The sequence below is a fragment of the Microcoleus sp. ARI1-B5 genome (assembly GCF_036705795.1).
Lineage (GTDB): Bacteria > Cyanobacteriota > Cyanobacteriia > Cyanobacteriales > Microcoleaceae > Microcoleus.
Window position 1 is genome coordinate 112,234 of record NZ_JAUBVK010000012.1, and the last position, 22,404, is coordinate 134,637.

The window sequence follows — 22,404 nt, forward strand, 5'->3', positions numbered from 1 at the left end:
AATGCTAAACCTACTAATTGAACCCCTAAAATTCGAGTTCATGCGAAATGCGATCGCCGTTGGAATTCTGCTAGGAATACTCTGCGCCGTTGTCGGAGCGTACTTAATCGTACAGCAAATGGGAATGATGGTAGACATGATTGCCCATTCAGTATTAGCAGGACTGCCGGTGGCATTTTCTTTAGGTTTCAATATTGCGATCGGCGCATTTATCTCAGGAATCATCAGCGCCGTAATTATGGCATGGATTCAATCGCAATCGCGGATTAAAATAGATGCAGTTATGGCATTAATATTGTCTACATTTTTAGCAATTAGCGTCACCTTGATTAGCGTATTGCGGACAACAAAACTAGACTTAGACGGGTTTTTATTCGGCAATATCTTGTCAGTTGCACCGTCAGACGTACAGCAGACTTTTATGATAACTGTAATTATTTTGGTCGCAGTTAAACTTTTTTACAAAGAACTGCTGTTTTATACTTTTGACCCGCTGGGCGCGCAAGCATCCGGTTTACCTGTAAACTTGATTTACTTGGGGATGATTTCGGCGATTACGCTGACGGTGGTGGCGAGTTTGCAAACGGTGGGGGCGCTGTTAGTAATTTCGCTGTTAATCGGACCTGGAATTACGGCATATTTGTTGGTAAAAGAGTTACATTTAATGATGGGAGTGGGAGCGATAATTGGAATTACAGCTAGCGTGACAGGGATGTATCTCAGCTATTATTTGAATATGCCCTCGGGTGCGGCAATTGTATTAGTTGTTTTTGGATTATTTTTATTAGCTTTGCTGTTCAGTCCCAGTCAAGGAATTTTGACCCGAAAGAGAGGATAATCCGATTTGAGATTTTATAATTAATTATGACTAAACCTCTTGTATAAATCTTAGATTGATAAATTAACCGCAGATGTAAGGCAGATCGACGCAGATCAACGCAGATAATTTCAAGAGATGAAGAAAGCAAGGGCGGGTGAGTTTGTTACCGAGATTGTTTGCTGTCACAATCACTAGCTAAACCCGCCCTGCAAATATGCGTTTTTTACCAGAAAGAATCTGTCAACTGTCAACTGTCAACTGTCAACTGTCAACTGAAGCTTACTTAGCTTGACAATAGGTTTCGTAAACACCATCAAGCAGTAAATTAAGAGCAAAAGTTGCTTTCTCAGCGGCTAACAATGCTTCTTGTTGTGCTTCTTGAGTTTCACAAAGCTGTAACAGCGCTTCGCGGGTGGCTTGCGAGTGGAACTCGTCGGCTGTTTCGTGGACTTTAAAGAAAGACAAAGCTGCTGCTGAATCGATGCCGTAAAATTCCTGCAAACCAGCGATTTTGGTTGTGGAAACTTCGGGGATTTGCGCTTCGTAAGCGTAGAGGGCGGCTAAACCTTTGGCGGGAGATTCGCTGCGGGCTAAGTCTTTGAGAATGCGGACGGATTCGGTAGTTTTTTCTAAGTGTTCGCGCGAGAGAACTGCGTTTCTGTCTAAACCCAAACCTTCGGCAAAGCGCAGCCACAGTTCGGGGTGATTTGCAGCGCCTCGCTCTTCTTCTATGAGGTTTTCGAGGAGCATTTGACGAATTTTGATGTCGTCGCAGGCGGCGTGCGTAGCGCTGACGTAGGTGGGGAAATTGTGGACTTGCAGGTAGTATTCTTGTGCGTACTCTTGCAGCATTGCGATGTCGAGTTTGCCTTCGTTCCACATTTGGTAGAACGGGTGTTTCAGCAGGTGGTTTTGGTCGAGAATGCTGTTGAGTTGTTCGAGAAATTGCTGTTGGGTCATAATTGTCGATCGCCTTTGAGGATAGTGCAGCAAACCTGCGATAAAATGGGTTCGTAGTGAGGACTTCAGTCCTACACTAAAATGGTTTCGTAGTGAGGACTTCAGTCCTCCACTAAAATGTTATGGTAATCTAGCATTTTGTCAAGAGTAAGTTTTCAATTGTTTATGTTTGGCTCAAGCCAGTGCCGACACCCAGCAGCCAAGTTAACATCTGTTAAATCCCTTACTCCGCAGGGATTACGACCAAACAAGCAATTCGCCGCCATTCCCGCCGGCCGCGAGAAACTGGCCGTCGGGATGCCATGCGAGACAGGAAAAACCGCCCTCTGCGCCTTCGAGAATTTGCAGCAATTGTGCTGCTTCGTACCACAAACAAACTTGACCGTCGGCAGATGCAGAAGCTAATAAAAATGTGCTAGGTTGAAAGGCGATCGCGCTTACGACATTTTCATGCACTTCTAACCCCCAAGAATCCCAGCCGACACTTTCATCAGCGTGTTTTTCCCACACCGAAATGCCTCCAAAACTCGAAGCAGCCAACAAAGATACACCCAAAGAATTAGTTCTATCCGACCAAGCCAACTCCCGAACCTTCCCCGGAAAACCCTGCATTACCCACGGTTCAAAACTGCCCCATTCACTAACAATTAGAGTATTGTCCATATTGCCGCAAGCTAAATATTCCCCTTGTGGCGACCAAGCAATTGCACCCGTTACAGACGGTACTGATAAAATTTCCGGGTCTTCGTCCCAATCTTCGCCACTCCAAACTTTAACACCTTGATAGCCGCTAACTGCCAGATATTGAACAATCGGATGCCATGCTAAATCTAGGATAGATGATGAGTCGAAATTCAGCGTTACTTCCACAACATTATCATCAGCATTCCAGACTTGAACGCAGCGGCCCATGCTAAAAGCTAACTGATTGCAGTGGGGACTCCAAGCTAACTTATCAACCCAGACGCGCTGATTGTCCAAATCAGCAATTAATTCCCCAGAATGGACGCGCCAAATTCGCACCCGCCCGTCTTGTCCGCCCGCAGCTAAGAATTGACTGTCGGCGGAAAAAGACAAACAATCGACTGATTTCCCTGTAGCAGTTTGCAGCGGTTGTAAGGACAATTGATTAATTTCGCCTACTGTCGCCAGCATCACTTCCCCCGCAGCGGAACAAACTGCTAAAGTTGTGCCATCCGACGACCAAGTAACAGCAGTTACGTAGTCAGACAGCATTGCTGCGGAGTGAAATTCCAGGGCTTGTTCGCTACTTTTTAAACTAGACACCGACGGAAATCCTCTCGCAATTGAGTTTCGTTTAAGTTGCGACCGATGAATACGAGTTCGTTTTTCGGAGTTTCGGTGGCTTTCCAAAGTCTATCCGGCCGACCGTCGAACATCATGTGCACTCCTTGAAAAACAAATCGCTCGTTTTTTCCAGCTATGTTTAAAATGCCTTTCGTCCGAAAGATATTCGGGCCTTGAGTTCGCAACAATTCCTCAATCCAATCGCTAAATTTGTTGCCGTCAATAGCACCTGGTTCTACTATGGCTACGGAAGTTACTGTTGCGTCGTGTTCGTGTTCGTGTTCGCCCAAAAAGTCTGGTTCGATTTCTAAAGCGCGGTTCAAATCAAATGCTTTGACGCCCAACAAAGCATCCATTGCTAATTCAGCGTTGTGAGTGCGGTGGATTTTTGCCATTGCATTCATGGCGCGAATTCGCTTTTCTAATTCTGCCAATTCTGCCTCGGTCACTAAATCTGTTTTGTTGAGCAAAATAACATCAGCGAAGGCAATTTGTTCTTGAGCTTCATCTGCATCCCAATGCTGCCAGATGTGTTTGGCATCGACTACGGTGACAACTGCGTCTAGCAGCAATTTGTCCCGCATATCTTCGTCTACAAAAAATGTTTGAATTACGGGTGCGGGGTCGGCTAAGCCTGTGGTTTCGATAACCATGTGGTCGAATTTGTCGCGCCGCTTCATTAAGTTGCCGATAATCCGAATTAAGTCGCCTCGGACTGTACAGCAAATGCAGCCGTTGTTCATCTCAAAAATTTCTTCGTCGGCATCAATTATCAGTTGGTTGTCGATGCCTACTTCGCCGAATTCGTTGACGATGACTGCAACTTTTTTGCCGTGTTCGTGTGTTAAAATGCGGTTGAGCAGGGTGGTTTTGCCTGCACCCAAGTAGCCTGTAAGAACGGTTACGGGAACTGATTCGATCGCCCCAGCAGTCACCATACTTGACCTCGATTATTATATAATGATAACTATTGTCGCTATTTTACATGATTCTGAGGCTAAACGGTTAACTGCACTTGTAAGTTCGTAGTGAGGACTTTAGTCCGCATCCAGAAAAGGACTAAAGTCCTCACTACAAACCTTTGTAGGTATGACCGATGACTCAAGAGAATTAACTGCCAATCATAGCTGCAATTCGATCGCGCTCCAACTCTCTACCAATAATCACCAGTTTGGTTTGGCGGAGTTCCGAAGGTTGCCAAGGGCGATCGTAAAAATATTCTATACGCGAACCGACACCTTGCAACACCATCCGCATCGGTTTTTTGGGAACCGCCACAAACCCCTTAATCCGGTAGATTTCCTGTTGCTGCATCAAGGCTTGCAGCTTTTTCACCAAAGCATCCGGTTCAAATTCGCGATCGGCAATAAAGAAAGTCGAGTTAATATCATCATCGTGTTCGTGTTCCTCTTCCGTGTCGTGGTGACTCGGGCGGGACTCCAAATCATCCTCAACCGCCGCATTAAATCCCAACAGCACATCCGGGTTAATTTCGCCAGCCTTGCAGGGAACAATTTTCACGCTCGGGCGCAACTCTTGCTGCAACCAGGTTTGAACTTTCTGGTGAGTTTCTGAATTCACGCGATCGACCTTCGTCAACAGTACCATATCGGCACAGGCCAACTGGTCTTCAAACAATTCCTCGATCGGAGTTTCGTGATCCAAACTAGAATCAGCCTGTCGCTGCGCCATCAAAGCATCGATATCGCCGACAAAAGAACCGCTAGCAACAGCCTCGCAATCGACAACAGCAACCACACCGTCAACAGTAGCGCCCGTGCGAATTTCCGGCCAGCGAAAAGCTTGAATCAAAGGCTTAGGAAGTGCGAGGCCAGAAGTCTCAATTAAGATACAATCAATTTGGTCGCGGCGCTTCAACAATTCCTGCATAGTCGGCAAGAATTCCTCTTGAACAGTGCAGCAAAGACAACCATTTGTTAGTTCTACAATATTGCTGCTGACATTTTCTTCTTCGTCGCAAACTTGGCAATCGCGCAGCAGTTCTCCATCAATTCCGATTTCGCCAAATTCGTTAACCAAAACAGCAATGCGGCGGCCTTGATTGTTTTGCAACAAATGGCGAATTAAGGTAGTTTTGCCGCTACCGAGAAAACCAGTGATAACTGTAACAGGGATTTTGTGCATTAGTAATTTAGTTGTTGTGTGATTGAATATCTTTCAATTTTGGGTCAGTCAATTGCTGACAGGAAACTCGTTAAACCGACAGTCCGGCAGGGGTTTAAACCCCTGCCGATGGAGCGAAAGTCCTCTCAAGAGGACTAATGAGTTTAAAATTTTTATTCTCAGTCCTCTTTAGAGGACTTTCGCTATTAGCCAGGGACTTAAGTCCCTGGCGGAGTGGTAGCCTTAGTTATCGCCGATGGGCAAAGCCTGGAAGGAAAGAGCTTAATTTGGCAGCGGCGGGATTTTCGCCAAAACACCTTTTTTCAGAGCTTGAGGACGTTCAGCCCAAGGCAACAAACCGTCTGGTTTAGCATAGTATTGACCCGCGCATTCCAGTACAGCCTCGACACTTTCCGGTTCATTTGCGGGCAAATCACCAAACAGATAAGTATACTTTCCAGCAGCAGCAAAAGACACCGCACAAGAATGACTGCAAGCACTCATGCACTCAACTTCTCGAATATCAAACTGCTCGCAAAACTCCCAATCTTGAGCGAGTTTCGATAAATCTTCCATGAATTGTTGACCGCCGCTTTTACCTTCGCGCTTGCCGTCTTTCCAAACACTAGCGCAAGCAGTGCAAACCAAAAGACAGTGTTTTGTGCGTACAACCGTGTTAGTTCCATTCATCATCCGTACCTCGCAGATGCGTTCAAAAGTGAGTTAGATATCGGCGGGCATTCTGACTTCAAAGGCGAAGGACTGAAGTCCTTACTACAAACCTTATTACAGTTGCGGGACAGCGCCGGACTTGCACCGAACTTTCCCCGTTTCCTCTGGCGGCTGCTCCCCGCTAGAACCGATCGCGAATTCAAATCCTATCACACTTGCCGCCTTTTCCCAAAAAAGTTATCTTGGTAAAAGCAAGTTTTAATATCTAGCTACATAAATTAACCCGGTTCGTAGTAAGGACTTTAGTCCTCTGATATTTCTGCGGACTAAAGTCCTCACTACGAACCTTATGAACGCTTTTCGCGACTTTTCCGCACACGGCTATCAAGTAACCCGCGAACTCGGATACAACAGTCTGGGCGGCCGCGTCACCTATCTCGCCACAAAAATTAACACAACAAACTCCGTTGTCATCAAGCAATTTCAATTCGCCCAATTAGGTGCTAGCTGGACAGAATACGAAGCTTACGAACAGGAAATCAAAGTGCTCGAAAGTTTGGATTTCCCTGGAATTCCCCGCTATCTCGATGCTTTCGGGACTGACAGCGGTTTCTGCATGGTGCAGGAATACAAAAATGCCGAAAGTGCGATCGATCGCACTTTATCGCCGCCGGATATCAAACAAATTGCGATCGCCACTTTAGAAATTCTAGCTTACCTGCAATCCCAAAAACCGCCCGTAATTCACCGCGACATCAAACCGGAAAACTTGTTAATCGACGAAGAGTTAAATGTTTATTTAGTAGACTTCGGTTTTGCTCGGCTAGGAGGTGGAAATATCGCGGCTAGCAGCGTCGTCAAAGGCACGATGGGATTCATGCCACCCGAACAAATGTTCAACCGAAAATTAACCAAAGCATCCGACCTTTACGGCTTGGGGATAACGCTGATTTGCTTGTTAACTGGTACGAAATCTGGGGATGTCGGTAATTTAGTTGATGCCAATTATGGCATTCATTTCCGGCATTTAGTACCGCCGTTGCAGCAGGGTTGGATGAATTGGCTGGAAAGGATGGTAGCGTCGAGAATTCAAGATAGATATCAGTCGGCTGCGGATGCTTTAACTGCGCTACAATCTTTGGATGTCAGCAGCTTGCCGAAAGTTAGAATTTACCGCCATCGCATTGAATTCACCGCCACAGAATATGGAGAAATCTTAACAGGGACGATTGCCATTAGCAACCCAATTCCCGATACAATGCTTTGTGGCAGGTGGGAAGTCGCGCCGCATCCGAACGATCCGCCCCACACGCCCTACGACCACTCTTGGATCTCCTTTGAACCGCAGGCATTTGAAAGCAATAATATCGAGTGCAAAATCGCAGTCGATACGAGCAAATTGCTGGAAAGTCAAACTTACAACCGCCAAATCATCTTGCGCGCAAATTCTGAACCAGAAACTCATACAATAGAATTGCAAGCTACAACAGCCCCGCTGCCCGTACCGCAAAAAACTAATTTTTTGTCGGTATTCAGGCTGATTTTTATGTTCTGTTTGATATTAGCAAGTTTTATGTGCTGTTTGCTGTTAACAGTTTTGATAATTGACTGGATTGATTATGGTTTCGTCGCTCCGGAGGTTGACATCTTTTTGTATTCGGGGACTACTACTATCCTGCTCCCCCTCTGTTTTACGAGTGGCTTCTTGGGATTTGTAGTCGCCGAAATTGCCATTACAGCCCAATCAAAAAAATATGATTTTAATTGGTTTCTAGCTTTATGTGGAGGGTTAATAGGATTGATTTTTTCGGGTTTTATTAGCAGCCTATTAACCAGTATTTTTTTTGATATCGCGAAGGGTACGATCGATTACCAATTAATAAATTTTGTGTATGCTGGGTCAGTGCTGGTTTCGATCCCAGTAACTTTACTTGCAGCCTTAATACTAGGACGAAGGACTACGGATTTTACGAGCGAAAATGTTACGGTACAAGCAGCAGTTATTATGCTGTTTGTATTATTTACCTTGTATACTAGCTTTAGATTCCTCTGGATTCTAGCGCTGGCCTCCCTGATTTACAAAATAGTCTCTTCGGTATTTAACAAGCTGATTGACCAGCAGATAGCCCGACAAATTCTTGAAGTAGATGCTACCAAAAGAGCTTTTCTAACTGCCGGATTTTGTATGAGTTTGTCAGTAGCATTTATAAACTTTTTAAAGTTAAAATTTCACTTAGAAGGGGTTGAACCTAGAGAAATGTTAGTTGTAGGAGGAACGATAATGACATCTCTAGCCGTCACTGGAATTCCGTTAATTGACTCGCTCGTTTTTAAACCAAAAAGAATGCTTGCCAACTATCGCAAATCCAGACCAAATTTAATTAAACCGTAAAAACTTGTTCGCAGCAAGGACTTTAAACCTCAATGACTGAAGTTCTCACTAAAAACCTTACCAAACATTAAGAGCCTGCATTCCTGCCTGTTGTTGGCGGATTGTTTCGAGAGTTCGCTTTAAATCCAACTTTTAAAAACCTCGCTATTAACTATCACAACTCTCAACTACTAACTATCAACTATCAACTATCAACTATTTACCTATGAATGCTTTTCCTGACTTTTCCAACTACGGCTATCAAATAACCCGCGAACTCGGACACAATCGCGCTGGCGGTAGAGTTACTTATCTCGCTACCGAAATTAATACCAAACGTTCCGTCGCCGTCAAACAATTTCAATTTGCCCAAACAGGCGCTAATTGGGCTCAATATCAAGCTTGCGAACAAGAAATTCAGATTTTGCGAGAACTCGACCATCCCAGCATTCCCCGCTATTTAGATTCCTTCCCAACTGCATCGGGTTTCTGCATGGTGCAAGAATACAAAGATGCCCCTTCCTTGGCAAATTCTAACCGCTGGAAGCCCGAACAAATCAAGCAAATTGCTATCTCTGTTTTAGAAATACTCAAATACCTGCAAAATCGGGTTCCGCCAGTCATCCACAGAGATTTAAAACCAGAAAATATCTTAGTAAATGACCGGATGAATGTCAGCCTTGTCGATTTCGGATTTGCTAGAATCGGCGGGGGAGAAGTCGCCGCCAGCAGCGTTGTCAAAGGAACCTTGGGCTTTATGCCGCCAGAACAAATGTTCAACCGGCAGCTAACTGTTGCATCGGATTTATACAGTCTCGGCGCGACGCTAATTTGCTTGCTAATCGGCATCAATTCTACCGAAGTTGGCAGTTTGATGGACGATACGGGGCGGATTAATTTTAAACATCGCTTGCCGCAGCTAACTCCAGAGTTTCTTGACTGGCTGCAAAAAATGGTGGAACCTAATTTCAAACACCGCTATCCTTCGGCGGATGCTGCCCTCCATGCTTTGATTCCCCTAGAGGTAGTTCAGCAGCGTAACAAGTCAAAACTCGCACTGATATCAGTCGGATTATTAACAGCAATTGCTGCTATTTTTATTCCTTTGCTCTGGAAATTTGTCGATCTCAAACCAGTAATCACCGCAGAAAAGTTAAATCCTCAGACTCAAGTGATGTTAACTGACGAACTAGAATCGACAAAAACTAGAGATTTTTGGTCTTTGAAGCAAAAAAAAAAAGTCTATTTTGCTGTCAGTGCTGCTAACTTGCCAGAAGGAAAATATAGAAGTTATTGTAAGGTTGTCAACCCTCAAGGACTATTCGCAGCCCAGAGTCAATCTTATTTAAAAACGACGGGCGATCGATTAAATACTTGGTGCTGGTACAATTTTAAAAAAGATGACAAACCGGGCAATTGGCAGTTTCAATTTTACTTAGGGGGTCAAAGAGTGGCGCAAAATAGTTTCAAGGTTTTACCTTAACATAGTTGTTCCGGGCTGGCATTTAATTTCTTTGCCGTCAAAAGTTGGCGGGTTCCAAGTTTCTGCATAAGTTCCGTTCTCGCGATCGCTCTCGCATATAGCCCAAATAGTTTTTATTAGATTGCTACCCTTTTCTTTGTAAGCAAATACTGCGCCAGTGTAGGATTTCCCGGGGTTCCTAGCAGTAGGTTTGGCGCTCGCGATCGCGCTTTCAAATTGTGCTGGTTCGCGGTGATTGTGCCTAGTTTGAACCGGACCCATTGATGAGACGATCGTGTAATTATAGTTCTTGGTCTGTTCTTTAAGTCCTAGATCCAGTTGGGGAATGTTATCGCTAAATTGACCGTACTCTGCATAGTAAGCTTGCTGCGCTCTATTGATGCTTGCCATATATTGTCTGGCTTCTAAAAATTTCTGACCCCTTGACGGGGACGAGCGCAGGACGATCGTATTGAGTTGAAAATCGTAAAATGACGCCATCATGCCAGCCACAAGCGCGCTGTAAATTGCAATCCTCGGCAGCAAACTGGATACTGACAATCTCGATTTTTTACTGGCTTTAGCTACATTGGCTGACATTTTTTTGACTGTCATAAAGTAAATTTGCCAAGCTTGTAGGGTGCGCTGCACACACCCTACAAACTATAAACTATGCAGTTTCGTGTTGTTTGCGCCATGCGGGATGCCACAGCAATTCGGCAGTCGATCGCTTCTCGACCATTTCCTTCGTAATCGTACAGCGAGCAACATCCTTGCGAGAAGGCAACTCGTACATCACATCCAGCATTAACTCTTCTAAAATGCTGCGGAGAGCTCTGGCGCCAGTTTTGCGGCGGTAGGCTTCCTGGGCGATCGCCCGCAGCGCCTCCGGGTCAAATTCCAACTCCACGCTATCCATCTTCAACAGTTTTTGATACTGCTTCACCAGCGCATTCCGGGGCTCAGTCAAAATCTGCATCAAAGCCGCTTCATCCAGCGGCGAAATCACCGTCACCACCGGAATCCGCCCCACAAACTCAGGAATCAAACCAAACTTGACCAAATCATCCGGCTGTACCTGCTGCAAAATATCAGCAGCCCGCTTATCCTTCGCCGGCAGAGTCGAGTTGCTTTCGGTTTCTGTTGGCTGAATAAAGCCCAAGGATTTTTTACCCAAACGCTGGTCAACTATCTTTTCTAAACCGACAAAAGCACCGCCGCAAATAAACAGAATCTTGCTAGTATCAACTTGAATAAAATCTTGGTAAGGATGTTTGCGGCCGCCTTGGGGGGGCACGTTAACCACCGTTCCTTCCAACATTTTTAGCAGCGCTTGCTGCACTCCTTCTCCCGATACATCTCTGGTAATCGAAGTGTTTTCGCTTTTGCGAGCAATCTTGTCAATTTCGTCAATATAAATAATCCCCCGCTGTGCCGCTTCGACATCAAAATCCGCCATTTGCAACAGCCGCAGCAAGATATTTTCTACATCGTCGCCGACATATCCAGCTTCTGTCAGCGTCGTCGCGTCGGCTACTGCAAACGGGACTTCCAGCATTTGCGCCAAACTTTGCGCTAACAGAGTTTTGCCGCAGCCTGTCGGCCCGACTAGCAGGATGTTGGATTTTTGCAGTTCGACATCGCTGTCGGGGGAAGATTTGCCGTTTTCTTTGGTTTGGTCTGCGCTCAAGCGCTTGTAGTGGTTGTAAACTGCTACAGAAAGGACTTTTTTTGCTGAGTGCTGGCCGATGACGTGGTTGTCTAGATGCTGTTTAATTTCTGTGGGTTTGGGAATTTGGGCTAGAACGATTTTCGATTTGTTCGATCGACCAGGGCGCCGCGTTCCTTGTCCCTGAGACTCTCGCACCTCTGACTGGGGACTCTGTTGACCAATTGTTTTGCTGGAGTCAAAGAACTCCTCCTCTAAAATTTCATTGCACAGTTCCACGCATTCATCGCAAATGTAGACGCCGGGCCCAGCTATTAACTTGCGGACGTACTCCTGCGACTTGCCGCAAAAGGAGCATCTGAGATGGGAGTCATATTTTGACATATTTAGCCTCTTACTTTACGGTTCCGGTTGCTTGTTTCGACAGGGAAGTTGGGCCGGGATCGACCGATTCTCTGCCCTAGAAAGGTTTCCCGATCGGACACCCAAGCCAGTCAGTCGATTTGAGATTTTTCGATTTGAGATTTTAGATTTTAGATTTACTCGCCTTGATGAATTTTGGAGCTTGAACTTCGATCTAAAATTTTGGGCGGCTCACGACTCCTGTCGCGGGCACGGTATCCGTTTTTGGGCGGGGGTCAAGCTTCGCTATCTCTATTTCTAAGTTAACACTTTTGAGCCATGAGTCATTAGTCATCAGTGATTCGACCAAATTTTTAATTTTTAATTTTCACTCTTGAGCAAAGCGGCACGGGCTTACCATTTTTTGTATTCCAAAAATTTTCCCGACATAATTATTTTCACTCGATCGCCTTTTGGGTCTGCTTCTTTCTCGACATCCAATGTAAAGTCGATCGCGCTCATAATCCCGTCACCAAATTTTTCGTGGATCACTGCTTTGAGCGGCATCCCGTACACCTGCATAATTTCATAGAAGCGATAAATCAGCGGGTCAACCGGAACTGTTGCATCCAAAGAACCTTTTAACGGAGGTTCGCACAGCACCGCAGCCGTCTGGCTATCCAATCCCAAAGCCGAGACTATTTTCTCGGCTTCATCCACCGATGCGGTAGCTTGACGGTAAATAACCGCAGCAATCCAAACTTCGTCGCGACCCAAAACTTTTTCCAATTCGGCAAAACTAATTCCCTTAGCTTTTTTAGCAGCCAAAAGCTTTTCTGTTATTTCAGAAATTGCCATTAAATATTCTCCAACTCACTGGGGTGCCATATGAAACATCTCTCACATTTTGGTGAAATTGTCAATAGTAATTTGATAAAAAAACAGAAGTGATAAAGGAGGAACTTCAGCAAAAGCTTGTCTGGTCAACCCCACAACTCATACAATTTTAGATGGGAGATTAAAGAATTGAAGAATTGGCAATGACTGATGGCTACCAGGGTGGAGAGCGGGCCTACAGTTGCATTCTTGTTGAAAACTGGTATAGCAACTGATAAATCCCCAAATAACTCATAACAGCCCTGTGGCAATGGTACAGTTGGCAGTAGATCTAATGCAAGTTACACAAACTCATGCAAACGGCCTTTCATTCGATCGTGCCAGGCTGAACCCCGCCCAAAAACGGATACCGTGCCGCGCACGGGCTCGGGCAGCCCAAAATTTTAGACCCTAGTTGCTGCTCGCTGATTCACTGCGCTGCTTTGTAAATCTAAAATCTCCAAGGCCCGAATCTAAAATCTAATGACGCTCAATTCTCGCGGACGGAGCCAAAGCCCCTTTACCGCTCACAACCGACAACGCCAGAAAAGTATGGATATTCAGACCAAAGATTACACCATCGAGTACGATCGCGCTACCCAAACAGTCACCTGCTGCGGCTCGTTCCGGCTCAGCCAGATGGAAGAATACGCGCCGATCGTCGATCTGCTCAACGAAGTGGCTGACTCAAAGCCAAATACGATTACTCTAGACTTGCGAAAACTCGAATTTTTAAATAGTTCAGGGATTAATATTGTATCAAAATTTGTCATCAAAGTGCGCCAGCAAAAAAATATTCAAATCGCCGTCAAAGGCTCTAAACAGATACCCTGGCAGGGAAAATCGCTGAAAAACTTGCAGCGGCTGATGCCTTCCTTGCACTTAGAATTGGAATAGTAAATCGCACAAGGTAAAGGTGAGTCCCTCGCCAGCGTCCGGGAAGCTGAAGGAGGGCGGCTGAAGTTAATGCAAATAAGTCATAGTTAAGTTAGCACCAAACCGTAAAAAACTTCAGCACATACTAAAAATTACGAACAGTCAATTGCTATGCAGGAAGAAGCATCGAGAGAACAGCTACTTTTGGACGTTCAGCGACTGAGTGCGGAGCTTGAAAACTTGAAGCGCGAAAAAGCCGATCTAGAAATCTTGCTGGAGACTAACACCGAACATTCGGATACGATGGAAGCTCATTTGCTCTCTCAAGCTGAGTTGGCAGTGCGTTCGAGCGAAGAGCAGTTTCGGGCGATCGCCTCGGCCACTCCGGTTCCGGTATTGGTTTCTCGCCTCTCGGACGGCTTAATTCTGTATGCGAACGCTCAAGTGGCTTCTCTGTTGAACATACCCCTAGAAAAATTGATCGGCAGCAGCACCCCAGACTTTTACTTCAACCCCAGCGATCGCCCGCTTGTACTCGACGCCCTCGCCAAAGACGGATACCTGCAAAACTACGAACTCTACTGCAAAAAGTCAGACGGCACCCCTTTCTGGGCGACGATATCGGTTCAGTCCCTGCTGTTTAACGGTCAGCCGACGGCATTGTGCGCCTTGTACGACCTCACCCAGCGCAAGGAAGCAGAAAAAACCCTCCAAGAGAGCGAAAAGCGGCTCCGCCGCCAGAGTCTGGCTTTGTTGCAGCTAGGGCGGCAGAGGACTCTCAACAGCGGTGCGCTGAATGTGGGAATTCGCGAAATTACTGAGGCGGCCGCCCGCACTTTGGAGGTGGAAAAAGTCAGCGTCTGGCTTTACAACCATGTCAGATTTGGAACTCGTTACCCGACGATCGATCCCCAGCTAAATTTTACCAAGAGAGCGATCGCCCGCAACCAAACAGAATCACTCGATACAGAGGCGGCCGCCCGAGAGGAAAACGAGTCGGTCAATCCTTCTAAATTTAAAATCCCCAACCTCAAATTAGTTTGTCTCGACTTGTACGATCGCACTCACGAGAATCATTTGAGCCGCCAGTCCATATCGGCAAGCGATTTAAAATTTTCAATTTTAGATATCGAAGGCGACGCACCGGGCGAAAACTTAGCTGAGGACAACGGTTTAGAACCCGCGCCCAACACTCAAAACTCGATCGAAACAAATTTGTGCCACTTATCATCGATAGGCGAACATTCCGCTGTGCTGCCGAATAAGAACAAGCCAAATTCATCGATCTTAAATGTAGCAATTAGGCTCGGCGGCCAGATCGTCGGCATCCTCTCTCTGGAACATATCGGCGCGCCCCGCCAGTGGGCTCTGGAGGAGCGCACCTTCGCCGATTCTTTAGCAAATTTGGTCGCGCTGGCGATCGAAGGATTTGAACGCCAGCGGGCTCAGGAAGCACTCTCCAAAGCCAAAGCGCAGCTAGAAATGACCGTCGATCAGCGCACCGCTCAACTCACCGCCACCAATAAACTGCTCCGCATCGAAATTGCCGAGCGCAAAAGAGCCGAAATAGCCTTGCAAGAAGCCTTGCACAAAGCAGAAGCAGCTTCCAGAGCTAAAAGCACTTTTTTAGCCAATATGAGCCACGAGCTGCGGACGCCGCTCAACGCGATTATCGGTTACAGCGAAATGCTAGAAGAAGAAGCACTGGAATCGGGACTCGAAGACATCATTCCCGATACCCAAAAAATTCATAACGCCGGCAAACACTTGCTGACTTTAATTAACGATATTCTCGACCTTTCTAAGATAGAAGCCGGTCGGATGGAGCTTTACTTAGAAGAATTCGATCTCGGTAATTTAATAGAAGAAGTCGTTGCAATTTTGTACCCTTTGGCCGAAAAAAATCACAATCAATTGCAAGTTTCTTGCTCTCCCAATTTGGGAGTGATGTATGCAGATTTGACTAAAGTCCGGCAAATTCTGTTCAATTTGCTCTCGAATGCCCTGAAGTTTACCGAAGGTGGAACGGTGATCCTCCGCGCCACTCGCGAACCAGCAGGCGGCAGCGATTGGATTTATTTGCAGGTATCTGATACGGGGATTGGAATGTCTGCTGGGCAGCAGCAGGGTTTGTTTCAACCTTTTATGCAAGGGGATGCTTCGACTACTCGCAAGTACGGCGGCACTGGTTTGGGATTGGCGATCAGCCGCTTGTTTTGTCAGATGATGGGCGGCGATATTATTGTTGAGAGTCAGTTGGGTGTTGGCTCTACTTTTACTGTTCAATTAAAGGTTAAAGTAGATATTAGTCAGTAGTCATTGGTAATTGGTAATTGGTAATTGGTAATTGGTAATTGGTAATTGGTAATTGGTAATTGGTCATTAGTCATTAGTCATTGGTCATGTTTGGCGAGCACGCAAGAGCTCGCGAACGTCCGCCGTCATTAGTCATCAGTCACTAGGAAGAAGGAAGAAGGCAACGATCGCGCGATGGGAATTTAACGGATTTAACGGATTGGTGAAAGATGCAATAATAATTCGCCATTACCAATTCGCCATTACCAATAACCAATGACTAATGACCAATGACCTGTTTGACCAATGACTACTGACTACTGACCAATGACCTGTTTGACCAATTCCCCGTTAATTGTGACACCGATCGCGATCGACCTCTGTTACCGATCGCAAATTAGCATTTTTTTCCAGCCTAGAATACCTGTATTATCCCAAACTTGTGTCGCAGACAGGGTATAGCGCCTCGCTGCATTCAAAAGTCGCACCTCAACCTGATTAACGGGGGGTGGGGGGTTGCTTCTAGAAAGGCAATTTGGTAAAACTAATGCTAGGGTCGCTAACCAGTAGAAGGCAAAAGTTAACAGGAAATCAGGAATTATCAAACGTCTCTGGACGCAGAAACACAATTCTGCTTTTTGCCTGCACACTGCCGCCTCTACTGGCCCCATAGCAATGGGGCCTTCATCAGTGCGCAAGTTATCAAAATCACAGGAGTGCATCTACATGATTAAACCTTGCAGTCAACCGCTAAAAACAAATCCTTTCACTTCTTATCGCGATCCCGTTACAGGCAGATGGACTGTAGTTCCCACAGTTCAGAACGCTTGCGAAACAGACTCTAGTTTGAAAGCAAAAGCAGCAGGCGAAAACGAAAGTAAAGTAGAAACAACTCTTTCTGATTCGCCTGCTGTCTCGCTGCCGAAAAAACGCCTTTCGTTCTCCTTGCCTCCGCTTAAAAAGCTTGCTAAAAAATCTGCTGTCACTGTCAGTAGCTAGCGATCGCAAGGGCCTAATCTAGTTTCCACGGTTAGTCCCTGGCGATGCCAAACCAAAAAAAACGAACTTATCCCTAGCATAAATTGCCAAAAAGCGATATACTGGCAGCAAACTTTCTCCTTCAATATCCGTGAAGTATTTGCTCGATCGCTGCCTCCAATTTGTATGGACAGACCGACCAATTCGCCAGCGGGGAACAGTTATCGTTGCTATCCCCGTGATTTGTCTGTTTGCTTCGCTTATAGCAATTGCAGGGCTCCGGGATAGTACCCTACAGAGAAGAAGGCGAGCAGATACTAATAAGGCAATACTTCAGGAAACTAACCGCTTGTTAACCACGGTGGTGGATGCGGAAACGGGCATTCGGGGTTACGGGTTGACGAAGCGCCGCGAATTTCTAGAACCCTACTTAGAAGCAAAGAAGAGTTTGCCTCCGCTGCTGGCTAAACTCAAGGTTTCGGTGGCAGAAAATCAACTGCAAGCTCAGAGATTTGAAGAAATTAAAAAAAGTACCGAACAGCAAATAATTTTTTTGCAAAATACTTTGAATCAGCTCGACAGTTCCGCAACAAGCGTGCAGTCGCCGGCAACAATTCAGGTGTTCGCTAAAGGCAAATTGAAGATGGATAAGCTGCGCGAAAAAATAGATGCGTTTGCTGATGCCGGCGAAGCCTACCAGAACGCTGTAGAGCGGCAAATACGGGAGTTGGTAGATTTAACTAATTTCGTGCAAGTTGCTGGTTTGCTTGTCGGCTGTTTGGGTGCCGGGGCTTCCTGGTATTTATTTGATAGTTTAGAGAAGGAATTGAGGAAGCGGCAAGCGGGCTTGGAAGAAAGTAAAACTCGCATTCAAGCTGTGGTAGATAATGCGGCTGACGGGATTATTACTTTGGACGAACGGGGAAATATTGAGTCTTTTAATGCGGCAGCAGAAAAGATTTTTGGCCTTCGAGCCGATCGCGTAATTGGCTCGAACCTGCGCGGGCTGATAGCTCAACCGCAGCCGTACAGCAGTGCGGGGGATTATTCGATCGAATATTTTATGTTAAATCCCGATGCTAAGCTGAAGACTTACCAACAGGAAACAGTGGGAGTTCGCAGCGACGGAAGCAAGTTTCCGATGGAGTTGGCCCTCAGCGAGATGCGTCTGGCAAATCAACACTTGTTTATTGCGATTTGCCGCGATGCTAGAGGACGGAAACAAGCTGAGGAAACTCTGCGAAAGCAAGCGCAAATGCTGGATTTGGCGAACGATACGATCGCGGTACTCGACTTAAACTGGGTGATTTCTTATTGGAATTTGGGAGCAAAGTGGCTCTACGGGTGGCGGAAGTCGCAAGCAACCGACAAAAATATTCACGAGCTTTTGCAAACAGAATGGACGCAGCCTTTTGAGACCATTCAAAAAGTGTTTTTCGAGCGGGGCTCTTGGCAAGGGGAACTGGTGCGCACCAAGAAAGACGGCACAAAAATAATGGTGGCAAGCCGGTGGACTTTGCAATACGACGATCGAGATCAACCGGTGGCTATTTTGGAAATCAGCAACGATATTAGCGATCGCAAGCGCTCAGAAATTGCTTTAGCCCAAAGCGCGCAGCGGTTTCGCGCTACTTTTGAGCAGGCGGCAGTCGGCATGGCCCAAGCGAGTGTCGATGGCAAGCTGCTGTTAGTCAATCAAAAACTTTGCGAAATTTTGGGCTACAGCCGCCAAGAATTGATGGAAAAAAGATTTCAGGAGATTACTTGGCCCGGAGATTTGGCAAGCGAACTGGAACTTGTGCGCCAATTATTAGCAGGAGAAATTGAAAATTTCTCTCTGGAAAAGCGCTACATCCGCAAAGACGGAGAGTTGGTGTGGGCAAACTTGACGGTTTCGCTGCTGCGAGAAGAAAATGGCACTCAATTTCTGATGGGTGTGGTAGAAGATATTAGGGATCGCAAACAAGCTGAGGAATCGCTGCGGTTGCGCGCTCAAGAATTGAGTTGGACGGCGCAGACGCTGGCTCAAACGACGAGTATTTTGAGAAAGCGGAATCAAGAATTAGACCAGTTTGCTTATGTAGTTTCTCACGATTTGAAAGCGCCGCTCAGGGCGATCGCAAATCTCAGCAGTTGGATAGAAGAAGACCTCAGCGACGCGATGACAGAGGATACTGTGCACCAAATGAACCTGCTGCGCGGCAGAGTTCACAGGATGGAAGCATTGATTGAGGGACTGCTGCTATATTCCCGCGTCGGACGCATTCAAGTAGCTTCAGAAACGGTAAAAGTTGAGAAGTTATTAGCAGAAATTATTGATTCGTTGGCGCCGCCGTCGGGATTTGAGGTGAAAGTTGAACCGGGAATGCCAACTTTTGTGACCGAAAGATTGCCGTTGCAGCAGGTTTTTGCTAATTTAATTAGCAACGCCATCAAGCACAATCGAGGTGAATCCGGTCACGTAAACATATCGGTTAAAGAGTTAGAGACTGTTTACGAGTTTGCTGTAGCCGATGACGGGCCGGGAATTGCTCCTCAATATCACGATAAAGTTTTTGTGATTTTTCAGACCTTGGAAGCTCGCGATAAAGTTGAAAATACTGGCATTGGTTTGTCGCTGGTGAAGAAAATTGTCGAAGGTCAAGGTGGTACTATTTCTCTGGAATCTGCTGAAGGTGAGGGAGCAACTTTTAGGTTTACTTGGCCGAAGCAACCTATTAGCAAAGACGGAAAGTAAAATAACTTGCGCCTGTAGGATGCTACGCCGCCCACCGCCAGGGCAATAGCGACTGTTTAAACTGCATCGCAGCGGATTTCGATGATAAATCCGTCGGGATCGTAAAAGTAAATGCCGCGTCCTGTAGCGCGCGTTACCGGGCCGCTGTCGATCGCAATTTGATTTGACTTTAGCACTTCCAGAGCGCGATCGAACAAATCGCGATCGATATCGAAGGCCAAGTGGTTGGCGCGAGTAAAAGCTTTCTCGGGATCTGGGTTTGGCGGTTCCAAATCTGGCTGCCAAAATAAGTCAATCACAGTCCCGTCTGGAGTGATGAAATTAGCAACTTTACCATCCGCGACCATTTCTGTTAAACTTGCGGGAATTTCTGCACCTGTGAGTTCGTGCAAGCCGAGAATTGTACCGTAGAAGTGGCGGGAAGCTTTCATGTCTCGCACGTTTAAAGCGATATGGTGCACGCGGCGCAAGTTCCCCGGCGCGAGGACAATTTTGACGGTGCTTTCGGTAGTTTGCATGATTGTCAATTGCGAATGTTAAAATTGGATGCTGTGAGATTTATCCCGAGTTCGATCGTGAGGACTTCAGTCCTCAGAGAAATTGGAGGACCCAAGTCCGCGGAGGCGAACCAATTTTAAGTTTGATCGTGAGGACATAATCTCAATTATGGTTATTTTTCTTTAGGGAACGATGCCATACCTACAAATAGCATTGCCAGCCCGCCTCCCAGAATCGCGAAGGCAAGTAAACCTACAGCTAAATCTAATCCCGATGTATTTTCCATTAACTTAAAACTTTCTCCTATTAAATCCAATCACCGGCATTTGTTAATTGCTGATTGCTTGTCAACAATGGGGAAGAGAAGAAAAAAACAGGTAACTAATCGTAGGGTGCCCAGCGGGGGAAAAGTGTTAGTCTGTATGCAAAACATTCAGCCCTGACGCACCCTACAATAACTTGTCAACAATGGGGAAGAGAAGACAAAAACCAGCTAACTAATCGTAGGGTGCCCAGCGGGGAAAAATTGTTAGTCTGTATGCAAAACATTCAGTCCTGATGCACCCTACAATAACTGTCAACTGTCAACTGTCAACTGTCAACTGAAATCGGTTGCCGAACTTCTTATTTTGCCAATTCTCGCTCAATCGCAGCGATCAGTTCTGGCGAATCAGGGCCCACGCTGCTGCGGAATCGGGCAACCACTTCACCTTGTTTGCTAACTAAGAATTTCTCAAAATTCCACGAAACCTCGCCCTTGGGATCGACTGCATTCGTAAGCTTAGCGTACAGCGGGTGCTGCTGGCTGCCTTTAGCCCGTACTTTGTCAAATAATTCAAAGCTGACGCCGTATTTTGTAGTGCAGAAATTGACGATTTCTGCGTTACTTCCGGGTTCTTGAGCTCCGAAGTCGTTGCAGGGAAATCCTAACACGCAAAGGCCCGCAGCGCCGTACTTCTGGCTCAATTCCTCGAGTCCTTTGTATTGAGGTGTATAGCCGCATTGAGAAGCTACGTTAACTATCAAGAGTACCTTGCCAGCGTACTCTCCTAGCTGCTTGTCTGCGCCTGCGATCGTTTTTACATTAATGTCGGAGATGGTGCTGGGCATTTTCAAATACTTCTAAATTTGACCACGACAATCTTACCGCAATTCGGTACAATCTTGTCTAGATGCCGATCGCTCAAAAATTAAATATCCCGACCGGGGCAGGTTGACGGAGCTCGGGTTTATATTATAGATATTGGTGAACGCGCCCCTACCAAAATTACGGTTAATTTACCGAACACGATCGATCTTAGTAGATGGCCATGAAATTTCCCAATAGGTACGTAGTTGCGCTTTAGCGCTATATTATATATAAGATAGCGCTAAAGCGCAACTACGTACTTTTATTTGTACTTTTATTTAATGTGACAGTTGGGTCCAGGACTGTAATAGCTAAAGTCCACAGCGAAAAGGACGAACAGTTTAACTATCAGAGTGGCTTTGGGTCATCCATTTTTGGTACGTATCCTCAAGTTGCTTGTCTTCCAAAACTATTTCTAGGCGGACTTTGACGCAACCGTGGCGGGGTTGAGAGGCGATCGCATTTAAGATTTTGCTAGCTTTCTGCACCGAGGTAAATTCAGCCTTAACAGTCGGTTCCTGGCGATCGCTCTTAATCTCAGTCAAATCTATACCAGTAATGTTTCCCTCGCCCAAATCTATTTCGGCCAACACCTTCGGATCGTCGCCGACTTGTTCGACAATCAACTTTTCCCACTGGATCGGCACTTGTACCATCCGAGTTTCAATTTCTTTGCGGACAATGACTTCGCCGACTTTGCGCTTGCTGCGATTGATCACCAATCGTTCTTCTAGCAGGCGAATTACTTCTCGATCGACAATATCCAAGTTTTCCTCATGCTCATCAGTATCCAAATTTTCATTTGTGCGATCGGCATCTGTTAGATTTGACATAACTGTTGAGGGATGAGTTGACTCGCTGTTGCTCGCTTCACTAAGCTGTTCAGAGGGATTTTTCCAAGACTGAGGCTCGCCATTTGCCGAAATTCCCGGCAGCCGATCGACTTGTTCCGAATTAATACTTACATACAGCGCTTTTTGGTGATAATCCACTTTTTTGAGCAGCTTAATACTTACTAAAAAGATGCGGCGATTTTCGCTCCCTAGCCCTGCCACCACAAAGTTTAGCTGACCGTTAGCATCAAAATAGACATCTTTAATTTTGCCTACCAAGTGATCTTGGTTATCTTTGACGGTAAAACTTTTTAGCTTAGTTCTGACTTTTTCCGGCACCCGGTTGAGACGGGTCATTGATTGGGCAGTTGCTATTTTTGCGGCTGATGCTTGACCGTTCATTTTTTAAACTTTCCTGCTAATAAGACCTGGTTGAAACCCGGTTTATACAAAC

At 46.0% G+C, this 22,404-nt stretch carries 18 protein-coding genes and 1 riboswitch; of the genes, 7 read left to right on the forward strand and 11 right to left on the reverse strand.

Annotated elements, in window-relative coordinates; translation table 11 throughout:
- Position 1: 1 nt before the first annotated feature.
- The gene (locus QUB63_RS18790) at positions 2 to 838 is read left to right on the forward strand and encodes a metal ABC transporter permease (RefSeq protein WP_332946783.1); all 837 of its coding nucleotides are present in this window, start codon (positions 2 to 4) and stop codon (positions 836 to 838) included.
- A 261-nt stretch (positions 839 to 1,099) separates the two neighbouring features.
- Here the strand turns inward: QUB63_RS18790 and QUB63_RS18795 are convergent, their stop codons facing one another.
- The 5 genes from QUB63_RS18795 to QUB63_RS18815 all read right to left on the reverse strand — a co-directional run bounded on the left by QUB63_RS18795 (position 1,100) and on the right by QUB63_RS18815 (position 5,905).
- Positions 1,100 to 1,780 carry a CADD family putative folate metabolism protein gene (locus QUB63_RS18795; protein WP_332946784.1) on the reverse strand — a complete coding sequence of 227 codons (681 nt, stop codon included), beginning with the start codon at positions 1,778 to 1,780 and terminating at the stop codon, positions 1,100 to 1,102.
- Between the two features lie 237 nt (positions 1,781 to 2,017).
- Positions 2,018 to 3,067 carry a WD40 repeat domain-containing protein gene (locus QUB63_RS18800; protein ID WP_332946785.1) on the reverse strand — a complete coding sequence of 350 codons (1,050 nt, stop codon included), beginning with the start codon at positions 3,065 to 3,067 and terminating at the stop codon, positions 2,018 to 2,020.
- Positions 3,055 to 4,026, reverse strand: a complete 972-nt coding sequence (locus QUB63_RS18805; RefSeq protein ID WP_332946786.1) for a CobW family GTP-binding protein — start codon at positions 4,024 to 4,026, stop codon at positions 3,055 to 3,057. Before QUB63_RS18805 ends, QUB63_RS18800 begins: the two co-directional genes overlap by 13 nt.
- 172 nt (positions 4,027 to 4,198) lie before the next feature.
- The gene (cobW, locus tag QUB63_RS18810) at positions 4,199 to 5,233 is read right to left on the reverse strand and encodes a cobalamin biosynthesis protein CobW (protein ID WP_332946787.1); all 1,035 of its coding nucleotides are present in this window, start codon (positions 5,231 to 5,233) and stop codon (positions 4,199 to 4,201) included.
- Positions 5,234 to 5,494: 261 nt separating this feature from the next.
- A complete protein-coding gene (locus tag QUB63_RS18815) occupies positions 5,495 to 5,905 on the reverse strand; it encodes a DUF1636 domain-containing protein (RefSeq protein ID WP_332946788.1) in 411 nt (136 codons plus the stop codon).
- 22 nt (positions 5,906 to 5,927) lie between these two features.
- A riboswitch (cobalamin riboswitch) is annotated at positions 5,928 to 6,091 on the reverse strand.
- Between the two features lie 142 nt (positions 6,092 to 6,233).
- Between QUB63_RS18815 and QUB63_RS18820 the strand changes: the two genes are divergently transcribed.
- Positions 6,234 to 8,276, forward strand: a complete 2,043-nt coding sequence (locus QUB63_RS18820; protein ID WP_332946789.1) for a bifunctional serine/threonine protein kinase/MFS transporter — start codon at positions 6,234 to 6,236, stop codon at positions 8,274 to 8,276.
- Positions 8,277 to 8,481: 205 nt separating this feature from the next.
- Positions 8,482 to 9,738 carry a serine/threonine protein kinase gene (locus tag QUB63_RS18825; protein ID WP_332946790.1) on the forward strand — a complete coding sequence of 419 codons (1,257 nt, stop codon included), beginning with the start codon at positions 8,482 to 8,484 and terminating at the stop codon, positions 9,736 to 9,738.
- Here QUB63_RS18825 and QUB63_RS18830 read toward each other — a convergent pair.
- The 3 genes from QUB63_RS18830 to cynS all read right to left on the reverse strand — a co-directional run bounded on the left by QUB63_RS18830 (position 9,730) and on the right by cynS (position 12,586).
- The gene (locus tag QUB63_RS18830; protein ID WP_332946791.1) at positions 9,730 to 10,332 is read right to left on the reverse strand and encodes a type IV pilin-like G/H family protein; all 603 of its coding nucleotides are present in this window, start codon (positions 10,330 to 10,332) and stop codon (positions 9,730 to 9,732) included. The two genes, QUB63_RS18825 and QUB63_RS18830, sit on opposite strands and share 9 nt — an antisense overlap.
- 55 nt (positions 10,333 to 10,387) lie before the next feature.
- Positions 10,388 to 11,770, reverse strand: coding sequence for an ATP-dependent protease ATP-binding subunit ClpX (clpX, locus tag QUB63_RS18835; RefSeq protein ID WP_332946792.1), 1,383 nt, complete (start codon positions 11,768 to 11,770; stop codon positions 10,388 to 10,390).
- Between the two features lie 372 nt (positions 11,771 to 12,142).
- Entirely contained in the window at positions 12,143 to 12,586 is a 444-nt protein-coding gene (gene cynS, locus QUB63_RS18840; protein ID WP_332946793.1) for a cyanase, read from the reverse strand.
- A gap of 570 nt (positions 12,587 to 13,156) precedes the next feature.
- Here cynS and QUB63_RS18845 point away from each other — a divergent pair.
- The 4 genes from QUB63_RS18845 (at position 13,157) to QUB63_RS18860 (ending at position 19,490) form a co-directional block, all read left to right on the forward strand.
- The gene (locus tag QUB63_RS18845; protein WP_332946843.1) at positions 13,157 to 13,501 is read left to right on the forward strand and encodes a slr1659 superfamily regulator; all 345 of its coding nucleotides are present in this window, start codon (positions 13,157 to 13,159) and stop codon (positions 13,499 to 13,501) included.
- A 150-nt stretch (positions 13,502 to 13,651) separates the two neighbouring features.
- Positions 13,652 to 15,796, forward strand: coding sequence for a PAS domain-containing sensor histidine kinase (locus QUB63_RS18850; protein ID WP_332946794.1), 2,145 nt, complete (start codon positions 13,652 to 13,654; stop codon positions 15,794 to 15,796).
- 705 nt (positions 15,797 to 16,501) lie between these two features.
- Complete coding sequence (locus tag QUB63_RS18855; protein WP_332946795.1) at positions 16,502 to 16,774, forward strand: hypothetical protein; 273 nt, start codon at positions 16,502 to 16,504, stop codon at positions 16,772 to 16,774.
- A 130-nt stretch (positions 16,775 to 16,904) separates the two neighbouring features.
- On the forward strand, positions 16,905 to 19,490 hold the full coding sequence (locus QUB63_RS18860) for a PAS domain S-box protein (protein ID WP_332946796.1): 2,586 nt from the start codon (positions 16,905 to 16,907) through the stop codon (positions 19,488 to 19,490).
- Between the two features lie 56 nt (positions 19,491 to 19,546).
- On the opposite strand, the gene QUB63_RS18865 is transcribed toward QUB63_RS18860, so the two are convergent.
- The 3 genes from QUB63_RS18865 to QUB63_RS18875 all read right to left on the reverse strand — a co-directional run bounded on the left by QUB63_RS18865 (position 19,547) and on the right by QUB63_RS18875 (position 22,352).
- Entirely contained in the window at positions 19,547 to 20,008 is a 462-nt protein-coding gene (locus QUB63_RS18865) for a VOC family protein (RefSeq protein WP_332946797.1), read from the reverse strand.
- A 604-nt stretch (positions 20,009 to 20,612) separates the two neighbouring features.
- Positions 20,613 to 21,098 carry a glutathione peroxidase gene (locus tag QUB63_RS18870; protein WP_332946798.1) on the reverse strand — a complete coding sequence of 162 codons (486 nt, stop codon included), beginning with the start codon at positions 21,096 to 21,098 and terminating at the stop codon, positions 20,613 to 20,615.
- A 360-nt stretch (positions 21,099 to 21,458) separates the two neighbouring features.
- Complete coding sequence (locus QUB63_RS18875; protein ID WP_332946799.1) at positions 21,459 to 22,352, reverse strand: DUF2382 domain-containing protein; 894 nt, start codon at positions 22,350 to 22,352, stop codon at positions 21,459 to 21,461.
- Positions 22,353 to 22,404: the final 52 nt, after the last annotated feature.